The organism is Streptomyces sp. NPDC107528, assembly GCF_055639295.1.
This window is the reverse complement of sequence record NZ_JBVKAV010000011.1, coordinates 299,227-318,286: the sequence shown is the minus strand read 5'-3', so window position 1 is coordinate 318,286 and position 19,060 is coordinate 299,227. Positions and strand designations below refer to the sequence as shown.

At 69.0% G+C, this 19,060-nt stretch carries 16 protein-coding genes and 1 pseudogene; 6 read left to right on the top strand and 11 right to left on the bottom strand.

What is annotated here, in order from left to right; all coding sequences use genetic code 11:
- Positions 1 to 57 precede the first annotated feature (57 nt).
- The 6 genes from ACZ7L5_RS32815 to ACZ7L5_RS32790 all read right to left on the bottom strand — a co-directional run bounded on the left by ACZ7L5_RS32815 (position 58) and on the right by ACZ7L5_RS32790 (position 7,527).
- Positions 58 to 1,845 (bottom strand): ABC transporter ATP-binding protein, encoded by a 1,788-nt coding sequence (locus tag ACZ7L5_RS32815; protein ID WP_471521358.1) that lies wholly within the window; start codon positions 1,843 to 1,845, stop codon positions 58 to 60.
- Positions 1,846 to 1,847: 2 nt separating this feature from the next.
- Positions 1,848 to 2,906, bottom strand: coding sequence for an iron-siderophore ABC transporter substrate-binding protein (locus ACZ7L5_RS32810; RefSeq protein ID WP_471521356.1), 1,059 nt, complete (start codon positions 2,904 to 2,906; stop codon positions 1,848 to 1,850).
- A gap of 112 nt (positions 2,907 to 3,018) precedes the next feature.
- The gene (locus ACZ7L5_RS32805) at positions 3,019 to 3,864 is read right to left on the bottom strand and encodes an ABC transporter ATP-binding protein (protein WP_471521354.1); all 846 of its coding nucleotides are present in this window, start codon (positions 3,862 to 3,864) and stop codon (positions 3,019 to 3,021) included.
- 36 nt (positions 3,865 to 3,900) lie between these two features.
- A complete protein-coding gene (locus ACZ7L5_RS32800) occupies positions 3,901 to 4,947 on the bottom strand; it encodes a FecCD family ABC transporter permease (RefSeq protein ID WP_471521352.1) in 1,047 nt (348 codons plus the stop codon).
- A gap of 74 nt (positions 4,948 to 5,021) precedes the next feature.
- Positions 5,022 to 6,080, bottom strand: a complete 1,059-nt coding sequence (locus ACZ7L5_RS32795) for a FecCD family ABC transporter permease (protein ID WP_471521350.1) — start codon at positions 6,078 to 6,080, stop codon at positions 5,022 to 5,024.
- A 91-nt stretch (positions 6,081 to 6,171) separates the two neighbouring features.
- Positions 6,172 to 7,527: a lysine N(6)-hydroxylase/L-ornithine N(5)-oxygenase family protein gene (locus ACZ7L5_RS32790; RefSeq protein WP_471521348.1), complete on the bottom strand. Its 1,356-nt coding sequence runs from the start codon at positions 7,525 to 7,527 to the stop codon at positions 6,172 to 6,174.
- Between the two features lie 249 nt (positions 7,528 to 7,776).
- Between ACZ7L5_RS32790 and ACZ7L5_RS32785 the strand changes: the two genes are divergently transcribed.
- From ACZ7L5_RS32785 to ACZ7L5_RS32765, 5 genes and pseudogenes are all read left to right on the top strand, one after another.
- Complete coding sequence (locus tag ACZ7L5_RS32785; protein ID WP_471521346.1) at positions 7,777 to 8,724, top strand: methionyl-tRNA formyltransferase; 948 nt, start codon at positions 7,777 to 7,779, stop codon at positions 8,722 to 8,724.
- A 309-nt stretch (positions 8,725 to 9,033) separates the two neighbouring features.
- A pseudogene (locus tag ACZ7L5_RS32780) lies at positions 9,034 to 9,224 on the top strand (IS5/IS1182 family transposase); the annotation flags it as partial.
- A 257-nt stretch (positions 9,225 to 9,481) separates the two neighbouring features.
- On the top strand, positions 9,482 to 10,387 hold the full coding sequence (locus ACZ7L5_RS32775; protein WP_328884082.1) for a LysR family transcriptional regulator: 906 nt from the start codon (positions 9,482 to 9,484) through the stop codon (positions 10,385 to 10,387).
- A gap of 83 nt (positions 10,388 to 10,470) precedes the next feature.
- The gene (locus ACZ7L5_RS32770; RefSeq protein WP_471521344.1) at positions 10,471 to 11,046 is read left to right on the top strand and encodes a cysteine dioxygenase family protein; all 576 of its coding nucleotides are present in this window, start codon (positions 10,471 to 10,473) and stop codon (positions 11,044 to 11,046) included.
- A complete protein-coding gene (locus ACZ7L5_RS32765) occupies positions 11,046 to 12,098 on the top strand; it encodes a YeiH family protein (protein ID WP_471521342.1) in 1,053 nt (350 codons plus the stop codon). The genes ACZ7L5_RS32770 and ACZ7L5_RS32765 overlap by 1 nt, the downstream gene beginning before the upstream one ends.
- A 60-nt stretch (positions 12,099 to 12,158) precedes the next feature.
- On the opposite strand, the gene ACZ7L5_RS32760 is transcribed toward ACZ7L5_RS32765, so the two are convergent.
- Positions 12,159 to 12,788 (bottom strand): DUF4352 domain-containing protein, encoded by a 630-nt coding sequence (locus tag ACZ7L5_RS32760; protein WP_471521340.1) that lies wholly within the window; start codon positions 12,786 to 12,788, stop codon positions 12,159 to 12,161.
- A 261-nt stretch (positions 12,789 to 13,049) separates the two neighbouring features.
- Between ACZ7L5_RS32760 and ACZ7L5_RS32755 the strand changes: the two genes are divergently transcribed.
- A complete protein-coding gene (locus ACZ7L5_RS32755; RefSeq protein WP_471521338.1) occupies positions 13,050 to 13,727 on the top strand; it encodes an alpha/beta fold hydrolase in 678 nt (225 codons plus the stop codon).
- 578 nt (positions 13,728 to 14,305) lie between these two features.
- Here ACZ7L5_RS32755 and secD read toward each other — a convergent pair.
- The 4 genes from secD to ACZ7L5_RS32735 all read right to left on the bottom strand — a co-directional run bounded on the left by secD (position 14,306) and on the right by ACZ7L5_RS32735 (position 18,752).
- Positions 14,306 to 16,546 carry a protein translocase subunit SecD gene (gene secD / locus ACZ7L5_RS32750; RefSeq protein ID WP_471521336.1) on the bottom strand — a complete coding sequence of 747 codons (2,241 nt, stop codon included), beginning with the start codon at positions 16,544 to 16,546 and terminating at the stop codon, positions 14,306 to 14,308.
- Between the two features lie 66 nt (positions 16,547 to 16,612).
- Positions 16,613 to 17,017 (bottom strand): hypothetical protein, encoded by a 405-nt coding sequence (locus tag ACZ7L5_RS32745; RefSeq protein WP_471521334.1) that lies wholly within the window; start codon positions 17,015 to 17,017, stop codon positions 16,613 to 16,615.
- Between the two features lie 119 nt (positions 17,018 to 17,136).
- The gene (locus ACZ7L5_RS32740) at positions 17,137 to 17,802 is read right to left on the bottom strand and encodes a response regulator transcription factor (RefSeq protein WP_328884076.1); all 666 of its coding nucleotides are present in this window, start codon (positions 17,800 to 17,802) and stop codon (positions 17,137 to 17,139) included.
- Positions 17,799 to 18,752 (bottom strand): HAMP domain-containing sensor histidine kinase, encoded by a 954-nt coding sequence (locus ACZ7L5_RS32735; protein ID WP_471521331.1) that lies wholly within the window; start codon positions 18,750 to 18,752, stop codon positions 17,799 to 17,801. The genes ACZ7L5_RS32740 and ACZ7L5_RS32735 overlap by 4 nt, the downstream gene beginning before the upstream one ends.
- Positions 18,753 to 19,060: the final 308 nt, after the last annotated feature.

Genomic DNA, 19,060 nt, shown 5'->3' with positions numbered 1-19,060 from the left:
AAGACTCCGCGTTCCTTCCACCGTACGAAAGTCGGCCCAACTCACATCAGGGGTTGCTCAACTGCCCTCGCGCCAGGCCCGCCACAGTCGTGCGTACCGGCCGCCCAGAGCCACCAGTTCCTCGTGCGTGCCCTGCTCGACCACGCGTCCCGCGTCCAGCACCGCGATACGGTCCGCCGCCATCGCCTGGGTCAGCCGGTGCGCCACGAACAGCGTGGTCCGGCCCGAGCACGCGGCCAGCACCGCCCGCTCCAGCTCCGCGGCGCCTTCGCTGCCCGCCTCGGCCGTCGACTCGTCGAGCACGACGACGGGCGAGCGGCCCAACACGAGTCGGGCCAGGGCGATCTGGGCTTCCTTGGTGACGTCCAGGCGCTCGCCCCCCTCCCCGACCAGGGTGTTCAGCCCGTCGGGCAGCGCGTCGACCCACCCGTGGGCGCCGACCGTGCGCAAGGCGTCCGTCAGCTCGGTGTCGGTCGCGTCCGGTGCGGCCAGCCGCAGGTCGTCGGTGAGCGGGCCGGAGAAGACGTGCGTCTCCTGCGTCAGGATGCTCACCAAGGCGCGCGCCCCTGCCTCGTCCAGACCGGCCAGGTCGGTCGACCCGACGCACACCGACCCGGACTGCGGGGTGCCGATGCCCGCGATCAGCGCGGCCAGCGTCGTCTTGCCCGCGCCCGTCGCCCCGACCAGGGCGAGCGAACCGCCGGCCGGGATCGTCAGGCTGACATCGCGCAGAACCGGCTCCTCGGCGTCGGGGTAGCGGAACGTCAGTCCCTCCACCGTCACCGGGTACGACCCGGCGCCGGCCGCCGCAACGGCCGTGTCACCCACCAGCCGGTCCTCCGTGGGCTCGTCCAGCACCCCGACCAGGCGGGTCAGGCTCGCGCCCGACTTCTGTGCCTCGTCGAAGGTGAACATGATGGCGCCGAGCGGGACGAACAGCCGATGGAACAGCAGCGGGGCCGCCGACACCTCGCCCAGGGTGGCGGCATCGGTCTCCAGCAAGGCGTATCCGACCAGGAGGATCAGGGTGAGCCCGATGAACTCGGCGCGGTTCTCCCGGCCGACGAACCGGCCGAAGAACCGGAACACCTCGATGCCGAGATTGCGCACCCGCCACGACTCGCTGGTGACCTTCTCGCGGAAGGCGTCCTCCAGGCGGTACGCCCGGACCGTGTCGATCCCGTTCAGACCGCTGATCAACGCCTGAGCGCGGTCGGCCTGGGCAATCCGCTGCTGCTGGTAGAGCGGGGCGGACCGGGGCAGGTACCAGCGCAGGGCCAGCACGTAGGCGGGCAGCGCGCCGGCGCCGGCCAGGCCGAGCCGCCAGTCCAGTCCGAACATGCCTACCGTGGCGATGACGACCAGCACGCCCGCCGAGAACACCGTGGGGATGGCCGTACGGATGCCCTTGGAGATGACGGCCACGTCGTCACCGACCCTGGAGAGTACGTCTCCCCGGCCGACCTGCTCGATCCGGGCGCTCGGCATCCCGAGGACCGCCCGGACGGCGCCCTCGCGCAACCGCGCGAGCAGATCCGCCCCCAGCCGCCCGATCAGGTAGGTCGACACCGCGGTGGCCGCCGCGCCGAGCAGTGCGGCGGCCACCATCAACGCCCCGATCGTGACCAGGATCGAACGCTCATCGCCCTCGACCACCCCGTCGACCACGCGGCCGAGCAGGAGCACAGGGAGCACCTGGAGCGCCGCCCCGGCCACCGTGGTGAGCACGGTGGCGACCGAAAGCCAGGACACTTCGCGGCAGTGCGCCGCTACCCATCGGGTGGCCTCGCGTCCGGTCGCCGTGCGCAGTGTTGCCGGGGCGACTCGCGTGTCGGTGATGCTCACACCTAGCCGGCCGACTTGACGAGTTCGTCGATCGCGTACGGCATGGAGAGCAGGGTGCCCTGGGAGATGGCCGCCCCGACTGCCGGGCCCTCACTGTCCAGCAGGTACGACACCTTGCCGTTCTTGACCGCGTCCAGGTTGGTGAACAGCTTGAACTTCTTCAGCGCCTCCGTGTCCGCCTTGTCGTTGATCACGAAGATGCGGTCGACGTCGACCAGGTCGATGCGCTCGGGTGAGAGCTTGGTGTAGAAGCTGCCGTCCGCGACCTTGTCGATCTCGGTCTGGTACTTGAAGCCGATGCCCGACACCAGCCGTCCGCGTACGTCGGTGGAGGTGAACGGTGCCACCGAGTTCTCGTACCAGGACAGCGCGACGGCGGTCTCCTTCCCGAAGTCGGGGTGTGCCTTCTTGGCCGTGTCGAGCTTGTCCTGCACGTCCGCGATCATCTTCTCGCCCTCGTCGGCCTTGCCGAGGGCCTTGGAGATCTGCAGCGCGTTGTCCTGCCAGGGCGCGCTGAAGGGCTCCTTCTCGGTCTTGGTACGACCGACGGTGGGAGCGATCTTGGAGAGCTTGTCGTAGGCGGCCTGGTCGACCTCGGAGTAGACCGCGATGATCAGGTCGGGGCGCAGGGCGGCGATCTTCTCGTAGTTGGGGCCGGAGTCACCGTTCTTCATGATGACCTCGGGCTTGGTGTCGCCCCACTTGTCCTTCACCCAGGGCCACTGGGTGTTGATGTCGGGGCTCTGGCCTGCCGGGTTCGGGTACTGGTCGGTCATGCCGACCGGCTTGATGCCGAATGCCAGGACGGTCTGGTCGTCCGTGTAGCCGACGGTGACGACCCGTTCGGGAGACTTGGTGACCTTCGTGGATCCGAATGCATGCTCCACGGTGACCGGGAATACGCCGGCGGCTGCAGTCGAGTTGTTGTCGCTCGCATTGTCCGCCGAGTCGGAGGAGTCTGAACCGCACCCCGCGAGGAGGCCGACGCCGAGAGCCGCTGCGGACAATGCGGCTGGCAGCCGCCGCCAGGGCTTCATACGCGTCGTTCTGGTGAGGAGCATCCGCATTCCCCTTGCTTTCGCGCTTTCCACTGCACCCCCGTCTAAGGGCAGGCAAACCTTAGCGTGAGCAGATGAGGTAAGCCTAGCCTAACTTCTCCAACTTTATCGGGATCTACGGGAGTTGGACGTGAGTGCGACCGATCGGCACGATGAGCGGCCTGTCGCCCGCCGGGTCCTCGATCACCAGGGCACGCAGACCGAACGCCTCGTGCAGCAGCTCGGCGGTGATCACGTCGCGTGGGTGCCCCTGCGCCAGAATCGAACCGTCCCTCATCACAATGAGGTTGTCGCTGTAGCGGGTGGCCAGGTTGAGGTCGTGCAGCACCATGACCACGGTGCACCCCGACTCGTGCAGATCGTCCACCAGGTCGAGCACGTCGATCGCGTGCGCCAGGTCGAGGTAGGTGGTCGGCTCGTCGAGCAGCAGCAGGTCGGTTCCCTGTGCCAACGTCATGGAGATCCAGACACGTTGACGCTGGCCGCCGGACAGCGAGTCGACGGGGCGGTCGCCCAGGTCGGCCACCCCGGTCATGGCCAGCGCGCGCTCCACGACGTCGGCGTCGTCCGACGACCACTGCCGCAGCCAGCTCTGGTGCGGATGGCGGCCCCTGGCGACCAGGTCGGCCACCGTCAGCCCCTCCGGCGCGACCGGCGCCTGCGGCAGTAGGCCGAGCTTCTTCGCCACGTCCCTGGTCCTGAGCCGTGCGATGTCGTCGCCGTCCAGCACGACCGTCCCATGGACCGGCTTGAGCAGCCGCGACAACGTCCGCAACAGGGTCGACTTCCCACAGCCGTTGGGCCCGATGATCGTGGTGACGACGCCGGACGGGATCGCCACGTCGAGATCCTCGATGACCGTCCGGGCGCCGTACCCGACCGTGATGCCTTTGGCTGCCAGCCGTGCGTCGTCGACGACTTCGGTCTCGGTCTTGGTTGTTGTCTGCTGAGCGCCCACCATGCCCCCTCCGTTCACGCTTCCTGACCTTTGCTCCGGCTATCTGAGGTTGGCCCGCACCAGCAGATAGACAAGGAAGGGGCCTCCGATCGCGGCGGTGACCACGCCGACCGGGAGGCTGATCGGCAACGCCGTGCGCGCGACCAGGTCCGCGCCGATCAGCAGCAGGGCGCCCGTCACACCGGACGCCACCATCGGCGGCGTCGGGCACCTCGCCAGTCGCATGGCCACCTGCGGCGCCACCAGCGCGACGAACGGGACCGGGCCCGCCGCGCTCACCGCCACGCCGGCCAGCAGCACCGCGCACAGCAGGAGGACCGCACGCACCCTCGTGAACCGGACGCCCAGGCCCGCGGCGACGTCGTCCCCGAGATGCAGCGGCTTGAACTGGAAGGACACACAGGCCACGACGACCATGAGGACGAGTGTGCCCCAGATCGCCACCCGCACCTCGTCCCACGACCGGTCGTCCAGCGATCCGACCAGCCACGCCTGAGCCCGGGCCACGTCTCTGATGTCGGCCGAGACCAGCAGCCAGGTCGTGATCGCCTCCATCACGGCGCTCACCGAGATGCCGATGAGGATGAGCCGGAAGCCGTCGATCCCGCGCCGCCACGCCAGGAAGTACACCAGGAGACCCGTGCCGAGCCCGCCCGCGAGCGCCGCCGCGGACAGGCCCACTGAGTCGACGATCGCCGCGGCGGTCCCGCCCGACACCGTCACCAGGAAGACGGCGACCGCGCTGGCGCCCCCGGTGATCCCCAGGATGTCCGGGCTGGCCAACGGATTGCGGGCGATGGACTGCGTGATCGCCCCGGACACCCCCAGCGCGATCCCGACGACGAGCCCGGCCAGGGCACGCGGCATCCGCAGGTCCATGATGACGAACTCGTCGACCTGCTCACCCCGGCCGAGAAGAGTGGCGATCACCTGGTCCAGCCCGATGGGGAAGTCCCCGACGCCGATGGACAGGCAGAACACCAGGAAGGTCGCCACGGCGAGCAGCAGCGTGACGAGGACGATCCAGGGGCGCCAGACGAACGACACGCTTCCGAGACGCACGCCAGGCGTCACCGCGGACTTCATGGCTGTCCGGTTCGACTGCACGTCTGCCCCGCTCGGCTTCAAGTCCGGCCCGTTCGCCCTCAAGTCCTCCCCGTTCATGCGTTCTTGAACTTTCCGCGCCACACCAGAACCGCGAAGAACGGGGCGCCGAGCAGAGCGACGAGGACACCCGCGTCCAGCTCGCTCGGCCGCACCACCAAGCGGCCCACGATGTCACAGACGAGGAGGATCACCGCTCCGAGCAGACCGGCGTACGGCACCAGCCAGCGGTAGTCCGGCCCGGTCAGATAGCGGGCCACATGGGCCACCATGAGCCCCAGGAACGCGATGGGGCCGCACGCGGCCGTCGCCGCGCCGGCCAGCAGGGTGATGGCCGTGATGCCGATGGTCCGACTCAGCGCGATGTTCACGCCCAGCCCTCGCGCCACGTCGTCCCCCAGGTTGAGCAGGTTGATGGTGGGCAACGTGGTCAGCGCCAGCACCAGCCCGACCACGATGAATCCGGTGACCGGCCAGATGACGTCGAAGCCGACGCCGGCCACGGAGCCCGCGTTCCAGAATCGCAGCGCGTTCAGCGACTCCTTGTCCGCCAGCGCGACCGCGGTGGTCATCGCCATGAGGAACACCGCGACCCCTTGCCCGGCCAGCGCGAGGGTCAACGGGTTGCCCGCCCCCCTGCCGATGCTCGCCAGCCCGAACACGACGACACCGGCGGCCGCAGCCCCCAGGAAGGCGAACCAGACGTACTGGAAGGGATCATTGAACCCGAACAGGGCGATCACCGACACCACGGCGAACGAGGCGCCGGTGTTCACCCCCAGCAGGCCCGTGTCGGCGATCGGGTTGCGTGTGTATCCCTGGATCAACGCCCCGCCGACGCCCAGGGCGATGCCCGCGACGATCGCGAGCACCGTCCGGGGCACCCGCACGGTCTGCACGATGAGCCTGATCTCGGTGAGCCGTTGGTCGGAGTCCGGCGCCGCGAACAGTCCGTGCCACACCTCGGCAGGACTCAACGCGCGCGCACCGACGGCCAACGACGCCAACCCCGCGATCACGAGGATCAGCAGCAGCGTGCCCAAGCCCACAACCCGTCGCCGACGGGCCGGTGTTGTACCCCTGAGCGCGGGGCGCTCGACTGCGGTCGTGCCCATTCGACGTACGTTATCCCTTTGGTTCAGGAAGGATCACACCCACAACATGCCCTACATTCAGCCCTGTTGGGGCTTACGGCAAGTGGGCGTACTAGCGGGCGGCGGTGCTGCCCGTTCCATCGGCGACCGTCCGGGCCTCGTCGGCAGCCGACTTGAGGCTCCGGTCGACGAGGGACTCCAGGATCTCGCCGACCCTGATGGCGGTGTTCGACAGCAGCGCCGACGTGATGCCGTGGGTGTGCTCCGTGCCGCCCTGCAGATAGATGCCGCAGCGCAGGTCGGGGCCGGTCGCGATGCGGTAGTCGCGCTCGACGCGGACGCGGCCTTCGTCGTCGCGAAGGCAGTGATCGGCGACCTCACCGAGGAGGCCGATGGGGTCGGCGGGACTGTAGCCGGTGGCGAAGACCACGACGTCCGCGTCGAGGGGCGTCTCGTCGCCGGTGACGAGGGACGTCACCGTGGCACGGACCTTGGCCGGCGTCTCCTTGACGTCGGTGAGCCTGGAGACGTTGAGGAAGCGGAGCCGCTCGGTGCCGAGGACCTTCTCCTGGTACATCTGCCGGTACAGGTCCTCGATCAGGTCGATGTCCACCACGGAGTAGTTGGTGTTGCCGTGATAGTCCATCAGTCGGCGCTTGACGTTCTCTGGTGCGGCGAAGTACTCGTCGACCGCCGCGGGGTCGAAGATCCGGTTGGCGAAGCTGCTGTCGTCGGCGGGGCTGTAGCCGTATCGGGAGAAGACCGCGCAGATCTCGGCCTCGGGGAAGCGGCGGTGCAGGTAGGCGACGTTCTCGGCGGCGCTCTGCCCGGCGCCCACCACGACGAACCGAGAAGGCGCGCCTTCCAACTCATCGACTTTCGCCAGTAATTCGGAGTTGTGCCAGACGCGTTCGCCGCGCTCCATGCCCTCCGGCATGAGGGGACGCAGGCCGGTACCGATGACGAGGTTGCGGGCCCGATGGACCAGAAGCCCCTCGCCCGAACGGACCGTCACTTCCAGGTACTCCACGGTTCCGTCACGGACGACCGGCGCGACGCCGACGACCTCATGACCGTAGGAGACAAGGTCCTCGACCTTGGCAGCCGCCCACTCGAAGTAGTCGTGGAACTCCACCCGCAGCGGGAACAGGTTCTTGTGGTTGATGAAGTCGATCAGCCGCCCCTTGCTCTTCAGGTAGCAGAGGAAGCTGTAGTCGCTGGCCGGGTTCCGGAGCGTCACCAGGTCCTTGAGGAACGACACTTGCATGGTCGCGTCGTCGATGAGCATGCCACGGTGCCAGCCGAAGGAGGGCTGCTGTTCGAAGAAGTGAGCGGTGATCACCTCTTGTCCTGCGGCTCGTGCATTGTGCTCGCTGAGGGCGATCGCCATGGCGACATTGGACGGTCCGAAGCCGATGCCAATGAGGTCGTGAACCGGTGTTGCGTCACCAGGAAGAACCTGTGACATGTCTCTCCCATCGTGCGGGGCAGTCGCCTGTCAGGCGTGGGGAAAGTACGAGGAGCGGGCACGCCGGCGGAGCGGCAAACCGGGAACTTAGGTGAGCCTAAGCTAATCCTTTGAAGCTGTCGATAGGGGCGAGGCGGCTATCGGAGCATCAGTGGCGACTCAAGTGGCGGGCCACATAGCCCCGTTGTGCACTAAGGCAAGCCTTGCTTTACTTGACCTCGGTAAATCCCTGCCTCGAGGAGGAAGCCCATGCGGGTCGTCATGTTCGGCTACCAGACCTGGGGGCATCGCACCCTTCAAGCCCTCCTGGACTCCGAACACGACGTGGTCCTGGTCGTGACGCACCCCAAGAGTGAGCACGCGTACGAGAAGATCTGGAGCGACTCCGTCGCGGACCTCGCGGAGGAACACGGCGTCCCGGTGGTGATCCGCAACCGCCCGGACGACGACGAGCTGTTCGAGCGCCTCAAGGAGGCCGACGCGGACATCATCGTGGCCAACAACTGGCGGACGTGGATCCCTCCGCGCATCTTCGACCTCCCGCGCAACGGCACCCTGAACGTGCACGACTCGCTGCTGCCGAAGTACGCCGGCTTCTCCCCGCTGATCTGGGCCCTGATCAACGGCGAACCCGAAGTGGGCGTCACCGCGCACATGATGAACGATGAACTCGACGCCGGCGACATCGTCCGTCAGGAGGCGGTGCCGGTCGGACCGACGGACACCGCCACCGACCTCTTCCACAAGACCGTGGACCTCATCGCCCCCGTCACGATCGGCGCGCTCGACCTCATCGCCGCCGGACAGACGGAATTCACCAAGCAGGACCGGTCCCAGGCCAGCTTCTTCCACAAGCGGTCCATCGAGGACAGCCGAATCGACTGGACCTGGCCGGCGGAGGACCTCCAGCGCCTGATCCGCGCCCAGTCCGAGCCGTACCCCAGCACCTTCACCTTCCACAAGGGCAAGCGACTTGAGGTCCTCGCCGCCGTGGTCTCCGAGGCCCGCTACGGCGGCACGCCCGGCCGCATCTTCTACCGCGAGGGCGACGGCGTGGTGATCGTCACCGGAGCCGACGCCCGCACTGGCCGCAACCACGGCCTGGCCATCACACGCGTACGGACCGAGGACGGCCGCGAGTTGGGTGCGACCGAGTACTTCACCTCCATGGGCGGGTACCTCACCAGTCATCCCTGACGGCTCCCGCGGCGACGAAACCACCGCCGCGCGGCCCTTCCGCGCGGCGGCGCTCGTCCGATCCGGCACGACGCCAAGACGCGACTGCACGCAACACTTCGGCGCTGGGCCGTGTCCGCATTCGACTGGCCGGACGCCGTTACGGCAGTCTGCCCGGCATGACCACGCCGTCCTTCATCCCTGGACTGGAGATCCCGCCACTTGTACTTCGAAGCTGTGCGGCCGTGGTTGGACACGGCCGCTCCCGGGGGTTGAGCACTCCGCCGACTCCCGTCGGCCAGACCCTTACGTCGGCCAGACCCTTACGGTCGCGGCCATCGCGAACTCCCGGACCGGAATGAGGAACGCAACAAGTCCCACAAGCAGGTCCGAGCCCGCGTCGTCCACGTCTTCGCCCGCATGGAAACGTGGACGAGCCTCCGCGACTGCCGCCTCATAGGCGACGGAGTCCACCACGCCACGCCCGGCTTCGCCGGATGCGCAACCTCGCCCTCGCCGGCCAGGTCCCAGCGCCCAGGATGGCTCGGCGGTCGGCTTCGTCAGAGACTCTTGCCGTGCCCCTCACCGATCCCATCGGCGTCAACGAAGAGCTTGTCCAGGAGAGACTGGATCACGGTTCCACGCCGGCGAGCCACACCACCCGGAGAAGAGGACCAGCACCGTCTACTACACGAGCCGACAGAATGTGGCGCTCCTGTTATGGGGTGCCCGCACGGTGACGGCAGCGCAGCGCCCTCGTATTCCCTATGATGCAGCGGTGTTCGATTCCCGGTACGTGAGAACCTTTCACGAAGTGGTGCGGACCGGCTCGTACTCGGCTGCCGCACGCGCTCTCGGCTACACCCAACCGGCGATCACCCAGCAGATGAAGGCTCTTGAACGGGACGTCGGCATACCGCTGTTCGTCCGGGTGGGCCGCGGGATACGGCTCACCGAGGCGGGCGAGACGCTGTCGCGGCACGCCAGCGACATACTCGGTTCCTTGTCGGCGGCGCAGGAGCAGATGAACGCCCTCGCCCGGCTGCATGCGGGACGGGTCCGTGTCTGCTCCTTCCCGAGTGCCAACTCCACGCTCCTGCCCGAGGCTCTGGCCCGTCTCGCGGCTGCCCACCCGGGTATCCGCATCGATCTGCTGGAGAACGAGCCGCCCGAATCCCTTCGCCGCCTGGCGCAGGGCGAGTGCGACATCTCCCTGGCGTTCACCTACCCGGGACTGCACGAGCACGTCCCGGACGATCTGGTGGAGACCCCGCTCCTGGAAGACCAGCTGACCGTACTGCTGCCCAGCGGACACCGGCTCGCCCGGCGCAGGGTCGTCCAGCTCACCGACCTGGCAGGGGAACGCTGGATCGCCGGGTGTCCGCGTTGCCGGGCCAACCTGCTGCACGAGTGCGAGGAGGCGGGCTTCGTACCTGACATCGCCTTCACCACGGACGACAACATGGCGGTGCAGAGCCTGGTGGCGGAAGGGCTCGGCGTGGCCATGGTTCCCGCACTCGTGCTGGCTTTCATGCACCGCGCAAAGGTGGCCGGCCGGCCGCTTCAGCCCGCTTCCCGGCGCAAGGTCTCTGCCTACGTCCTGCGGGAGCATCTGCGCATCCCCGCAACGGCGCTGGTTCTCCAAGAACTGAAGGCCGTGGCCGCGAGCAAGATGGGTTGTTGACCGCTCAATCCATAAGCGCTCCTTGGGACATGCGAAGAAACTGTCGTTGGACGTGATGACAGGAGCGGTCGGACGCTCTGCGTATGACTTCTGCTTCGACCGCTCCTGGCGCCTTCACGGCGGCCCGCACCACCGACCGTCTTGAAGCGCTGCTCGCCGGATTACGAGAAGACGTCGGGCGAGGCCTCCCGCCCGACCTGACCGCTCACCTCGTCGGTGAACGCCTCGCCCCCCACCTGGGCGCGCCCGATCTGCTCACCGACGAGCAACAGCAGGCCGACCCGACCCAGTACCGGCAGCACCTGCTGCACGCGGAGCACGACGGGAGCTTCTCCGTCGTCGCGCTCGTCTGGCTGCCTGGCCAGGGAACCTCCGTCCACGACCATGTGTCCTGGTGCACCACGGGGGTGCACCAGGGCCAGGAACGCGAGCGGCGCTACCGGCTCCTCCCGGCGGCGGACGGCGCCGCCAGGCTCGTCGCCACCACCGACGTACTCAACAAGCAGGGCGAGTTCTGCGGCTTCGCCCCTCCCGGAGACATCCACCGGGTCTGGAACGCCGGCCCATCCACGGCGATCTCACTGCACGTCTACGGCGCGGACATCTCCCGCCTCGGCAGCAGCGTCCGGCGGGTCTACCAGCTGCCCGCCGACTGCTGATGGCTCTCCTCAGGGAACGTCCTGCGCAACGGAGCAGGGAGCGTGAAGCGCCCGCCCTGCACCCGGGGCTCCTCCTCGCGGCATGCGGCCTCGCCTTCGCTCTCGCCATCCACCGGCTCGTTCCTGCCATGCCGATGCTCACCGTCGCCGTGGTACTCGGGATCCTGGCCGCGCACCTCCCCCGGCTGCGAAGGGTGGTGCGGGGATCCGCCCGCCCCGGACTGGCCTACGCGGGCAGGCGGTTGATGCGTGTCGGCATCGTCCTCCTCGGGCTCCAGCTCGGCCTCGACGACGTGGCCCGTCTCGGCTGGGCGACGGTCGTCATGACCCTGGCTGTCGTCCTGGCCACGCTGTCCGGCACCTGGTGGCTGGCACGGCGTCTGGGACTGCCGAGGGACCAGCCCCTGCTCATCGCCGCGGGCTACGCGATCTGCGGCGCCTCGGCCATAGGCGCCGTGGGTGAGGCCAGGGGCAGCGACGAGCGAGACGCGGCCACCTCGGTGGCCCTGGTCACCCTCTGCGGGACGCTCGCCATCGCCGTACTGCCACTGCTCCAGGGGCCACTGGGACTGAGCGACGCCGAGTTCGGGCGCTGGGTCGGCGCGAGCGTGCACGATGTCGGCCAGGTCGTCGCCACGGCGCAGACAGCCGGGGACGCGGCCCTCGGCGAGGCAGTGCTGGTGAAGCTGGTGCGGGTCGCGCTGCTCGCGCCGCTCGTCGCCGCCGTCGCACTGTGCTCGCGGCGCCCGAGCCGTGACGTGGTCGGGCCGGGCGAGCCGGGCCGCAAACGGGCGCCGCTGATACCGCTCTTCATCGTGGGCTTCCTCGCGGCGGTGACCCTGCGCAGCACCGGGCTGCTGCCGGGCGAATTCCTGGAGGCCGCTCACACCGGGCAGGAACTCCTGCTTGCCGCAGCCCTGTTCGGGCTCGGCAGCGCGGTCGACCTCCCCTCACTCGCACGCACCGGCGCGCGGACGGCCCTGCTGGGCCTCTCGGCATGGCTGGTCGTGGCAGGTGTCTCGTACGCCGGGGTGCTGCTGGTCGCGCGGTGACGCAGATGCGCTCAGTACCGGCCCACACGGAAGATCGGGCAGCGCGACACCAAGCCGCCGCTACTCCGGGAGGTTCACCGAGAACACCGGGCCGTCAGCGTCGGGGTCCTCCGACCCGTTGTAGCTGACGGTCCCGCCCTCGTCGCCGACGTCGAGGATGAGATGTCCCGTCACGGACTGACCGGGCTTGTACGCCCTGTCGAGACTCCGCCCGTCGCCGGCGCCGTCCCTCGTGGAGGCGTCCTGAGCGGCCGTGTCGGTGTCCTCCCACTCCATCCTGCCGTACGTCATGATCTCCGCCGGAGCGGCGCCCACGTTCTTCAACGTCAGCGTCAGCTTGACGTACTGACCGTTCTCCGGCTCGTTCGACCTGTCGGCCTGTTCGGCAGTCACGTAGTCCGCACTCACGACCTCGACGGACATCTTCGACGTGACCTTGTAGTTCTCGCCGTCCTCGTCCGTCTCGCCAGTGGCGAACTCGCCCGTCTCTCCGACCTCCAGTACGGGGCCGGCACCGGATGAGGACGCAGACTTCGACGCCTCAACGGCTGCTTCGTCGACCGGCGCTTCGCCCGCCGGCTCCTGGCTTGCGATCGAGTCCCCCGAGTCGCTCTCTGACGAACACCCCGCCAACAGAACGGCGGACAGCAGCACGGCCGGCACACAGGCACGGCGAATGTAGGCGCGCATCGCGCATCCCCCCATGAATCGGTGACCTCCCCCGGCCACACGGAGCAGCAAGCGTAATACCCCGCGCAGGACGAGGCGAACGAATGATCACAGCTCTGGTGGCGGCTTCCTTGCCTCGCCCCACCACCCACCCTGGCGGGGCGCTGGGGGTGGAGGCGACGTCTACAGGACGACCACGGCACGCTTTGGAGCCGGCCCCTGTGTGAACCCTCTACGCTGCAGCACGATCGGCGACGCTCGTTGATCACTTCAGGAGGATGGATGGGCGGCAACGAACGCATGTCCGCGTCCACGGCCACACGCAAGAGCGCAGCCGCGCTGCGGGCACGGCGCAGCCCACGCTCGGTTCGCGCAGCCGTGTTGTTCCTCCACGGCGGCCAAGCGCACAGTCGGGCCATGTCGCGCAGTTGGTATCCCTCACCGCTCCGAATGAGACCCTTCGTACGGGCAGTCGCCGCGGCCGTGCCGGATGACGATGTCCTGCTGGCCGAGGTGCGCTACAGGGTGTGCGGCTGGAACGGTCCCGACGCTGATCCTGTCCGCGACACCCGGCGGGCACTCAGGGAACTTGCCGCGCTGGCCGAAGACGTACCGGTCGTCCTGGTCGGTCACTCCATGGGCGGCCGTGCGGCGTTGCGCGCGGCCGTCGCCCCGCAGGTACGGGCGGTCCTCGCGCTTGCACCCTGGTGCCCGGAAGGGGAGCCGGTGGCCCACCTGCGAGGCAAGGAGGTGGTCGTCCTCCACGGTGACCGCGACCGAGTCACCGATCCGGGCGCGTCGGCGTCGTTCGTGAGCCGCGCGCGTGCGGCCGGCGCACGGGCCGAGCTGAAGATCATGGCCGGAGGGGGCCACGCCATGCTCCGCCGGAGCGGACACTGGCACCGCACCGCCGCGTCGACCGTGGTCGGCTTACTGGCCGACGCAGACGCCATCCGATGAGCCTTTCCCAGCGGCCCCGTGTCCGCCGGACGGACCGGCTTGGTGCCGGGCTGTCATCGAGTGTGATCGCTGCCGTGACGGGCCGACGCGGGTAAGGACAGGCCGGGGCCATCCGGGCCATGAGGAGGCACGAGTAGATACGTCGCCATCCCGGCCGTGACCAGACCCGCCGCGAGGAGCAGACCCTGCGGCAGCATCATGCCCGTGATCAGCATCGCCACGGAGAGGGTCAGCAGGGCCCAGACCGGGCCTCGTCGTCGCCGGTCTTCGGGCAGCTGACGCCCCGCTCCCGGATCGCGGGCGGCATGAGGGCCACTTGGTTGCGGGCCGCTTGGCTGCGTACGGGTTTCGTAGTGCAGGGGATCGGTACCGGGGCGGGGCATGACTCCCTCCTTGCGGGAACCGGCGGCAGTTGGGATCCATGCCACCGTCACATGGAGCCGCGTGGCTTCGCCATCGGGCGCCGTACCCATTTCTGGGTGCGTACGGACACCACCGTGCGCAGGTCATGGGTTGCGACCTGGGTGGCCTGCCGGGGCAGTGGTCACTTCCGGCAGCCCGGGGGCGGCGAGCCTTGCCTACGTGCGTTTGTGGAGTTCGATGGCGAGGGGTGTGGCCGTGAACATGGAGGAGTAGGTGCCTACGGCGAGGCCGATGAGCAGGGCGAGGGCGAAGTCGGTGAGGGAGTCGCCGCCGAGGACGGCCAGGGCTGTGAGGATGAAGGCGGCGCCCATGCCGGTGTTGATGGTGCGAGGCAGGGTCTGTAGGAGAGCGCGGTTGGCGATGGCTGTGAAGGGTGCCTTGGGGTCGCGTCGGCTCAGGTCCCGGATGCGGTCGAATACGACGACGGAGTCGTTGACCGAGTAACCGATGACGGTGAGCAGCGCGGCGAGGAAGACGCCGTCGATGGGCTTTCCCAGCCAGGCGAAGATGCCGGTGAGGATCACCACGTCGTGGGCGAGGGCAGCGACCGCGGATGTGCCGAACAGCCAGCGGAAGCGTGCCGCGAGGTACAGCAGTTGAGCGCCCAGGGCGACTGCGAGAGCGATCAGAGCGCCCTGGCGTAGTTCCTTGCCGAGACTTGGGCCGATGGCTTCGTCGCGGAGCTTCTCGGCGTCACCGGCCAGGGCACCGATGGTTTGGGTGACGGTGGCCGCTTGCGCGCGCGTCAACTGGTCGGTGCGGACGGTGAGTTGGGTGTCGCCGGATGTCTGGACGACGGCACGGGGGAACCCTGCGTCGGCAAGGACGGTGCGGGCCCGGTCGGGGTCTACGGGGGTGGCGGTGGTGTATTCGATGAGACGGCCTCCGGTGAATTCAATGCCGAAGTCGAGGCCGCGTGCGGCGATTCCGGAGGCGGCCAGGACCAGGACGGTGGCGGAGGCGGCCAGCCAACGCCGGGGGCTGCGCATCAGGTGGGGATCGGTGCGGGCGAGGCGGTCGCGGGCCGCACCGGTGTGGGCGATGCCGGTGAGGCGTGGGCGGCGGCGCAGCCAACGCCGGGAGGCGGCGTACTCGGCGAGGGCACGGGTGATGACCAGGGCGCTGAACATGGAGGCGAGGACGCCGATGCCCAGGGTGACGCCGAAGCCGCGCACGGGTCCTGAAGCGAGGAAGAACAGCAGGCCGGCGGCGATGAGGGTGGTGATGTTGGAGTCGGCGATCGCGCTGAAGGCGCCGCGGAATCCTGCGTTCAGGGACGAGCGCGGGCTGGGCCGGTTGCGGGAGGCGTACTCTTCCCGGGCTCGTTCGAAGACCAGGACGTTGGCGTCGACGGCCATACCGATGGCCAGCACGAACCCGGCAAGACCCGGCAGGGTGAGGGTGGCGCCAAGGGCGGCGAGGGCGGCGTAGGAGATCAGGCCGTAGCAGGCCAGCGCCATGGTGGCCAGAGCGCCCATGAGCCGGTAGATCACGATGATGAACAGCGCGGTCAGCGTGGTGCCCACGGCCGCGGCCCAGGCGCTGGCGGTAATGGCCTGGGCGCCCAGGGTGGGGCCGACGGTGCGCTGTTCGACCGTGTCGACGGGTACGGCCAGCGCGCCGCCGTTGATGAGCAGGGCCAGGTCCTTGGCTTCGTCGGCGGTGAAGGATCCGGTGATCTGCGTGGTGCCGCCGCCGATTCCGGAGCCGCATGCGACCGAGGGGTCGACCTGCGGCGAGGAGATGATCTTGTTGTCCAGGACGATGGCGACCCGGCGGGATGGATCCTCTGCGGGGTGGCAGGCGGCCTGGCCGGTCAGGCGGGCCCAGCCGTCGCGGCCGGAACCCTCGAAGTCGACGGCGACCTGCCATCCGGCAGCGCTTCGCTGGTCGAATTGGGCGACTGCCTCCTTGACGTCCTTGCCGGTCAGCGAGGCTGCTTCAAGGCTCAGGAGCCGGCCCGACTCGTCGGCCAGGACTTGTTGGCGGGGCCGTTTGGGCAGCGGTTTCGCGGTGTCGTCGGCACTGGCGGCCGTGCCCACGACGCGGTGGAAGGTGAGCTGGGCGGTGCGGCCGAGCACGTCCGCGGCCTTGGCCGGGTCCTGTACGCCGGGCAGTTCGACAACGATCCGGTTGTCGCCGGATCGGGCGAGGGTGGGTTCGGCGACGCCGAGCGCGTCGATGCGGCCGCGCAGCACCTCCAGGGTTCGGTCGGTGGCATCGGCGTCCGCGTCGGCGGTGGCGGTGGCGGTGGCGGTGGGGCGGGTTTCCAGCACGATCTGTGTACCGCCGCGCAGATCGAGTCCGAGGTGGACAGGGACGGTGAGGGCGACGTACAGCGACAGGGCAAGGGCAGCGAGGGCGAGCAGCCCTCGGATGCGCAGGGCGCGGGTCAAGTGGGCCTCCGGCAGGCACACCACGGCCAGGACAGTGGCAGCGGTGACGAGGAAGTTGGGAGAGGTTCAGGTGCCTGAGGCCGGTGGTGGCGCCCGCCCTTGGTGACGGCCCGTCAGGTGCGGAGAGGCGGGCCGGTTCGCCGCCGGCGCGGACGTGTGTGCGGACTGCGGCGGGCTGTAGGCCCTGCAGTACGAGGCGAGGGTGGCGGTGACCGGCGGTGAAAGACGCTCGTCGGGGATGTCGCGATGGCCTCGGACCAGCGCGTCGCAGACAGCGAAGTGCCCATCGTCTGCGTGCGGTTCGCCGACGGCCTGTACAACTACGGGAGTCATTGCCGCGCTGTCGGTGAAGTCAGGGTTGCCCTGCGCCGACGGGCTGACCACAGCAGCGAGGATGGCCAGCAGGACAGCGATCACTCCGGCAGGGCCGAGGCCGCCCGCGCGGGGGGCGGTTTGCAAGGAGCGTGCCATGCGCCGTCCCCTTCTTGGTCTGGCGGTGGCTTCGTGAAAGCCGGGGTGTCGGGGACCTCAAGGTCCCCGCTGGGGAGTGGCAGCCGGAACCTTGAGGCAGTTCAGAAGGGCGAACCGGGTCAGGGTTCGATGAGGCCGGCGCGGATGGCGTAGCGGGTGAGTTCCAGGCGGTCTCGCAGGCCGAGTTTGTGCAGCAGGTTCGCCCGGTGCCGGTGGACGGTCTTGATGCTGATGAAGAGCATCTCGGCGATCTCCTTCGAGGAGTGGCCCTCGGCAACGAGCTTGAGCACCTCCTCTTCCCGGGGCGTCAGCACCTGGTCGGGAGGTTCCTCGCCCTGGCGGACGCGGTCGAGGTAGTTGCGGATGAGGGCGGTGACCGCACCCGGGTAGAGGAAGGGCTCGTCACGCATGGCCGCCCGGCAGGCGGCGACCAGGTCGCGGTCGGCCACGGACTTCAGCACGTACCCGCTGGCGCCGGCCTTGAGCGCCTGGAAGAAGTACTGCTCGTTGTCGTGCATGGTCAGCATCAGCACGCGCACGTCCGGCCTCAGCGCGATCAGTTCGCGGGCGGCCTGCAGGCCGGTCATCCGGGGCATGGCGATGTCCAGCACGGCCAGGTCGACCTCGTGGGTGCGGGCCGATGCGATCGCCTCGGCGCCGTCGCCGGCCTCGGCGACGACCTGAAGGTCCGGTTCCTGGTCCAGGATGAGCCGCACGCCGCGCCGCACCAGCGCGTGGTCGTCGGCGAGGAGGATCCGGATCACGGGCGTGTCGCTTGTGGTCATGACTGCTTCCTGGGAACGGGCACGGTCAGCCGAACCTGTGTGCCGTCCAGCGGTTGGGAGGTGACATCCAGCGTGGCCCCGATGAGCAGAGCCCGCTCGCGCATCCCGCGGAGCCCCGCGCCTTCCTGCGCGACTCCCGTCCCTCTGCCGTCGTCCGCGACAGCCAGCACCACCGTGTCGTCCGTGTGGCTCAGGCGCACCTCCACCCGGTCGGCCTCGGCGTGGCGGGCCACGTTCGTCAGGGCCTCCTGAGCGACGCGGTACAGCACCAGTTCGGTTTCCTGATCCAGTTCGGGCAGGCCGACATCGAAGTGGCGCACCACACGCAGCCCGGTGTGGGTGGCGAACTCGGTGGCCAGCGAGGTCAGGGCACTGGCCAGGCCGAGATCCTCCAGTACGCCCGGCCGTAGCCGGCGCACCAGGCGGCGGACCTCGTCCAGGCTCCCCCGGGTGATCTCCTGTGCCTGCTGGAGATCACCGCGCAAGGGCTCATCCGCGTCGTCCGCTGCCCGTTTCAGCGTCAGCAGGACCGCGGTCATGCTCTGGCCGACCTCGTCGTGGAGTTCCTGGGCGATGCGGCGCCGCTCGGCCTCCTGCGCGAGCAGTGCGCGGGCGCTGCTCGCGGCCCGCTCATGCTCAAGCCTGTCCAGCATGGCGTTGAAGGTGCGGATCAGCTCGGCGGTCTCACCGCGGCCGTGCTCCGGCAGCCGCTGCCCGGGGCGCAGAAGGTCGACGGTGGTCATCAACCGCGTGAGCCGGTCCAATGGGGCGAGCCCGATGCGCAGCAGGGCGGCGTTGGCGATCAGCATGACAGCCAGGCCGGCCACGAGGATGATCGCCTCGGTCAGCAGGACCGGTACGGAAACGGTCACCGGAGCCCACAGCAGCAGCGCGGTCGCGCCTCCCAGCACCACGGCGTTGAGAACGAAAATCCGCCAGAACAGGGACACCGGGATGACGCCTTCCTTTTCGTGACACGGCTCTGTCTGTCTTGTCGGTCAACGCGTTCCCCGAGCACGAGCCGCGGCCACTGCTCTGACCGGCCTGCTGCCAGCCTGCCCCGCCCGGCTGGATCCGTCGATGGGCTCCAATGCCCATTTCCGCACCTCGGCGTGCATACGGCGCGGTGGGCCCCGGTAACGGCCGCAGATGGGTATCACGCCCGATGGGTTTCACCCGGCGTATCGGCCACGGTGGGGGGCATGACCACCAACCGTGATCCCCCGACGCCTCGGCTCCCAGTCCCGCTTCCGTACGC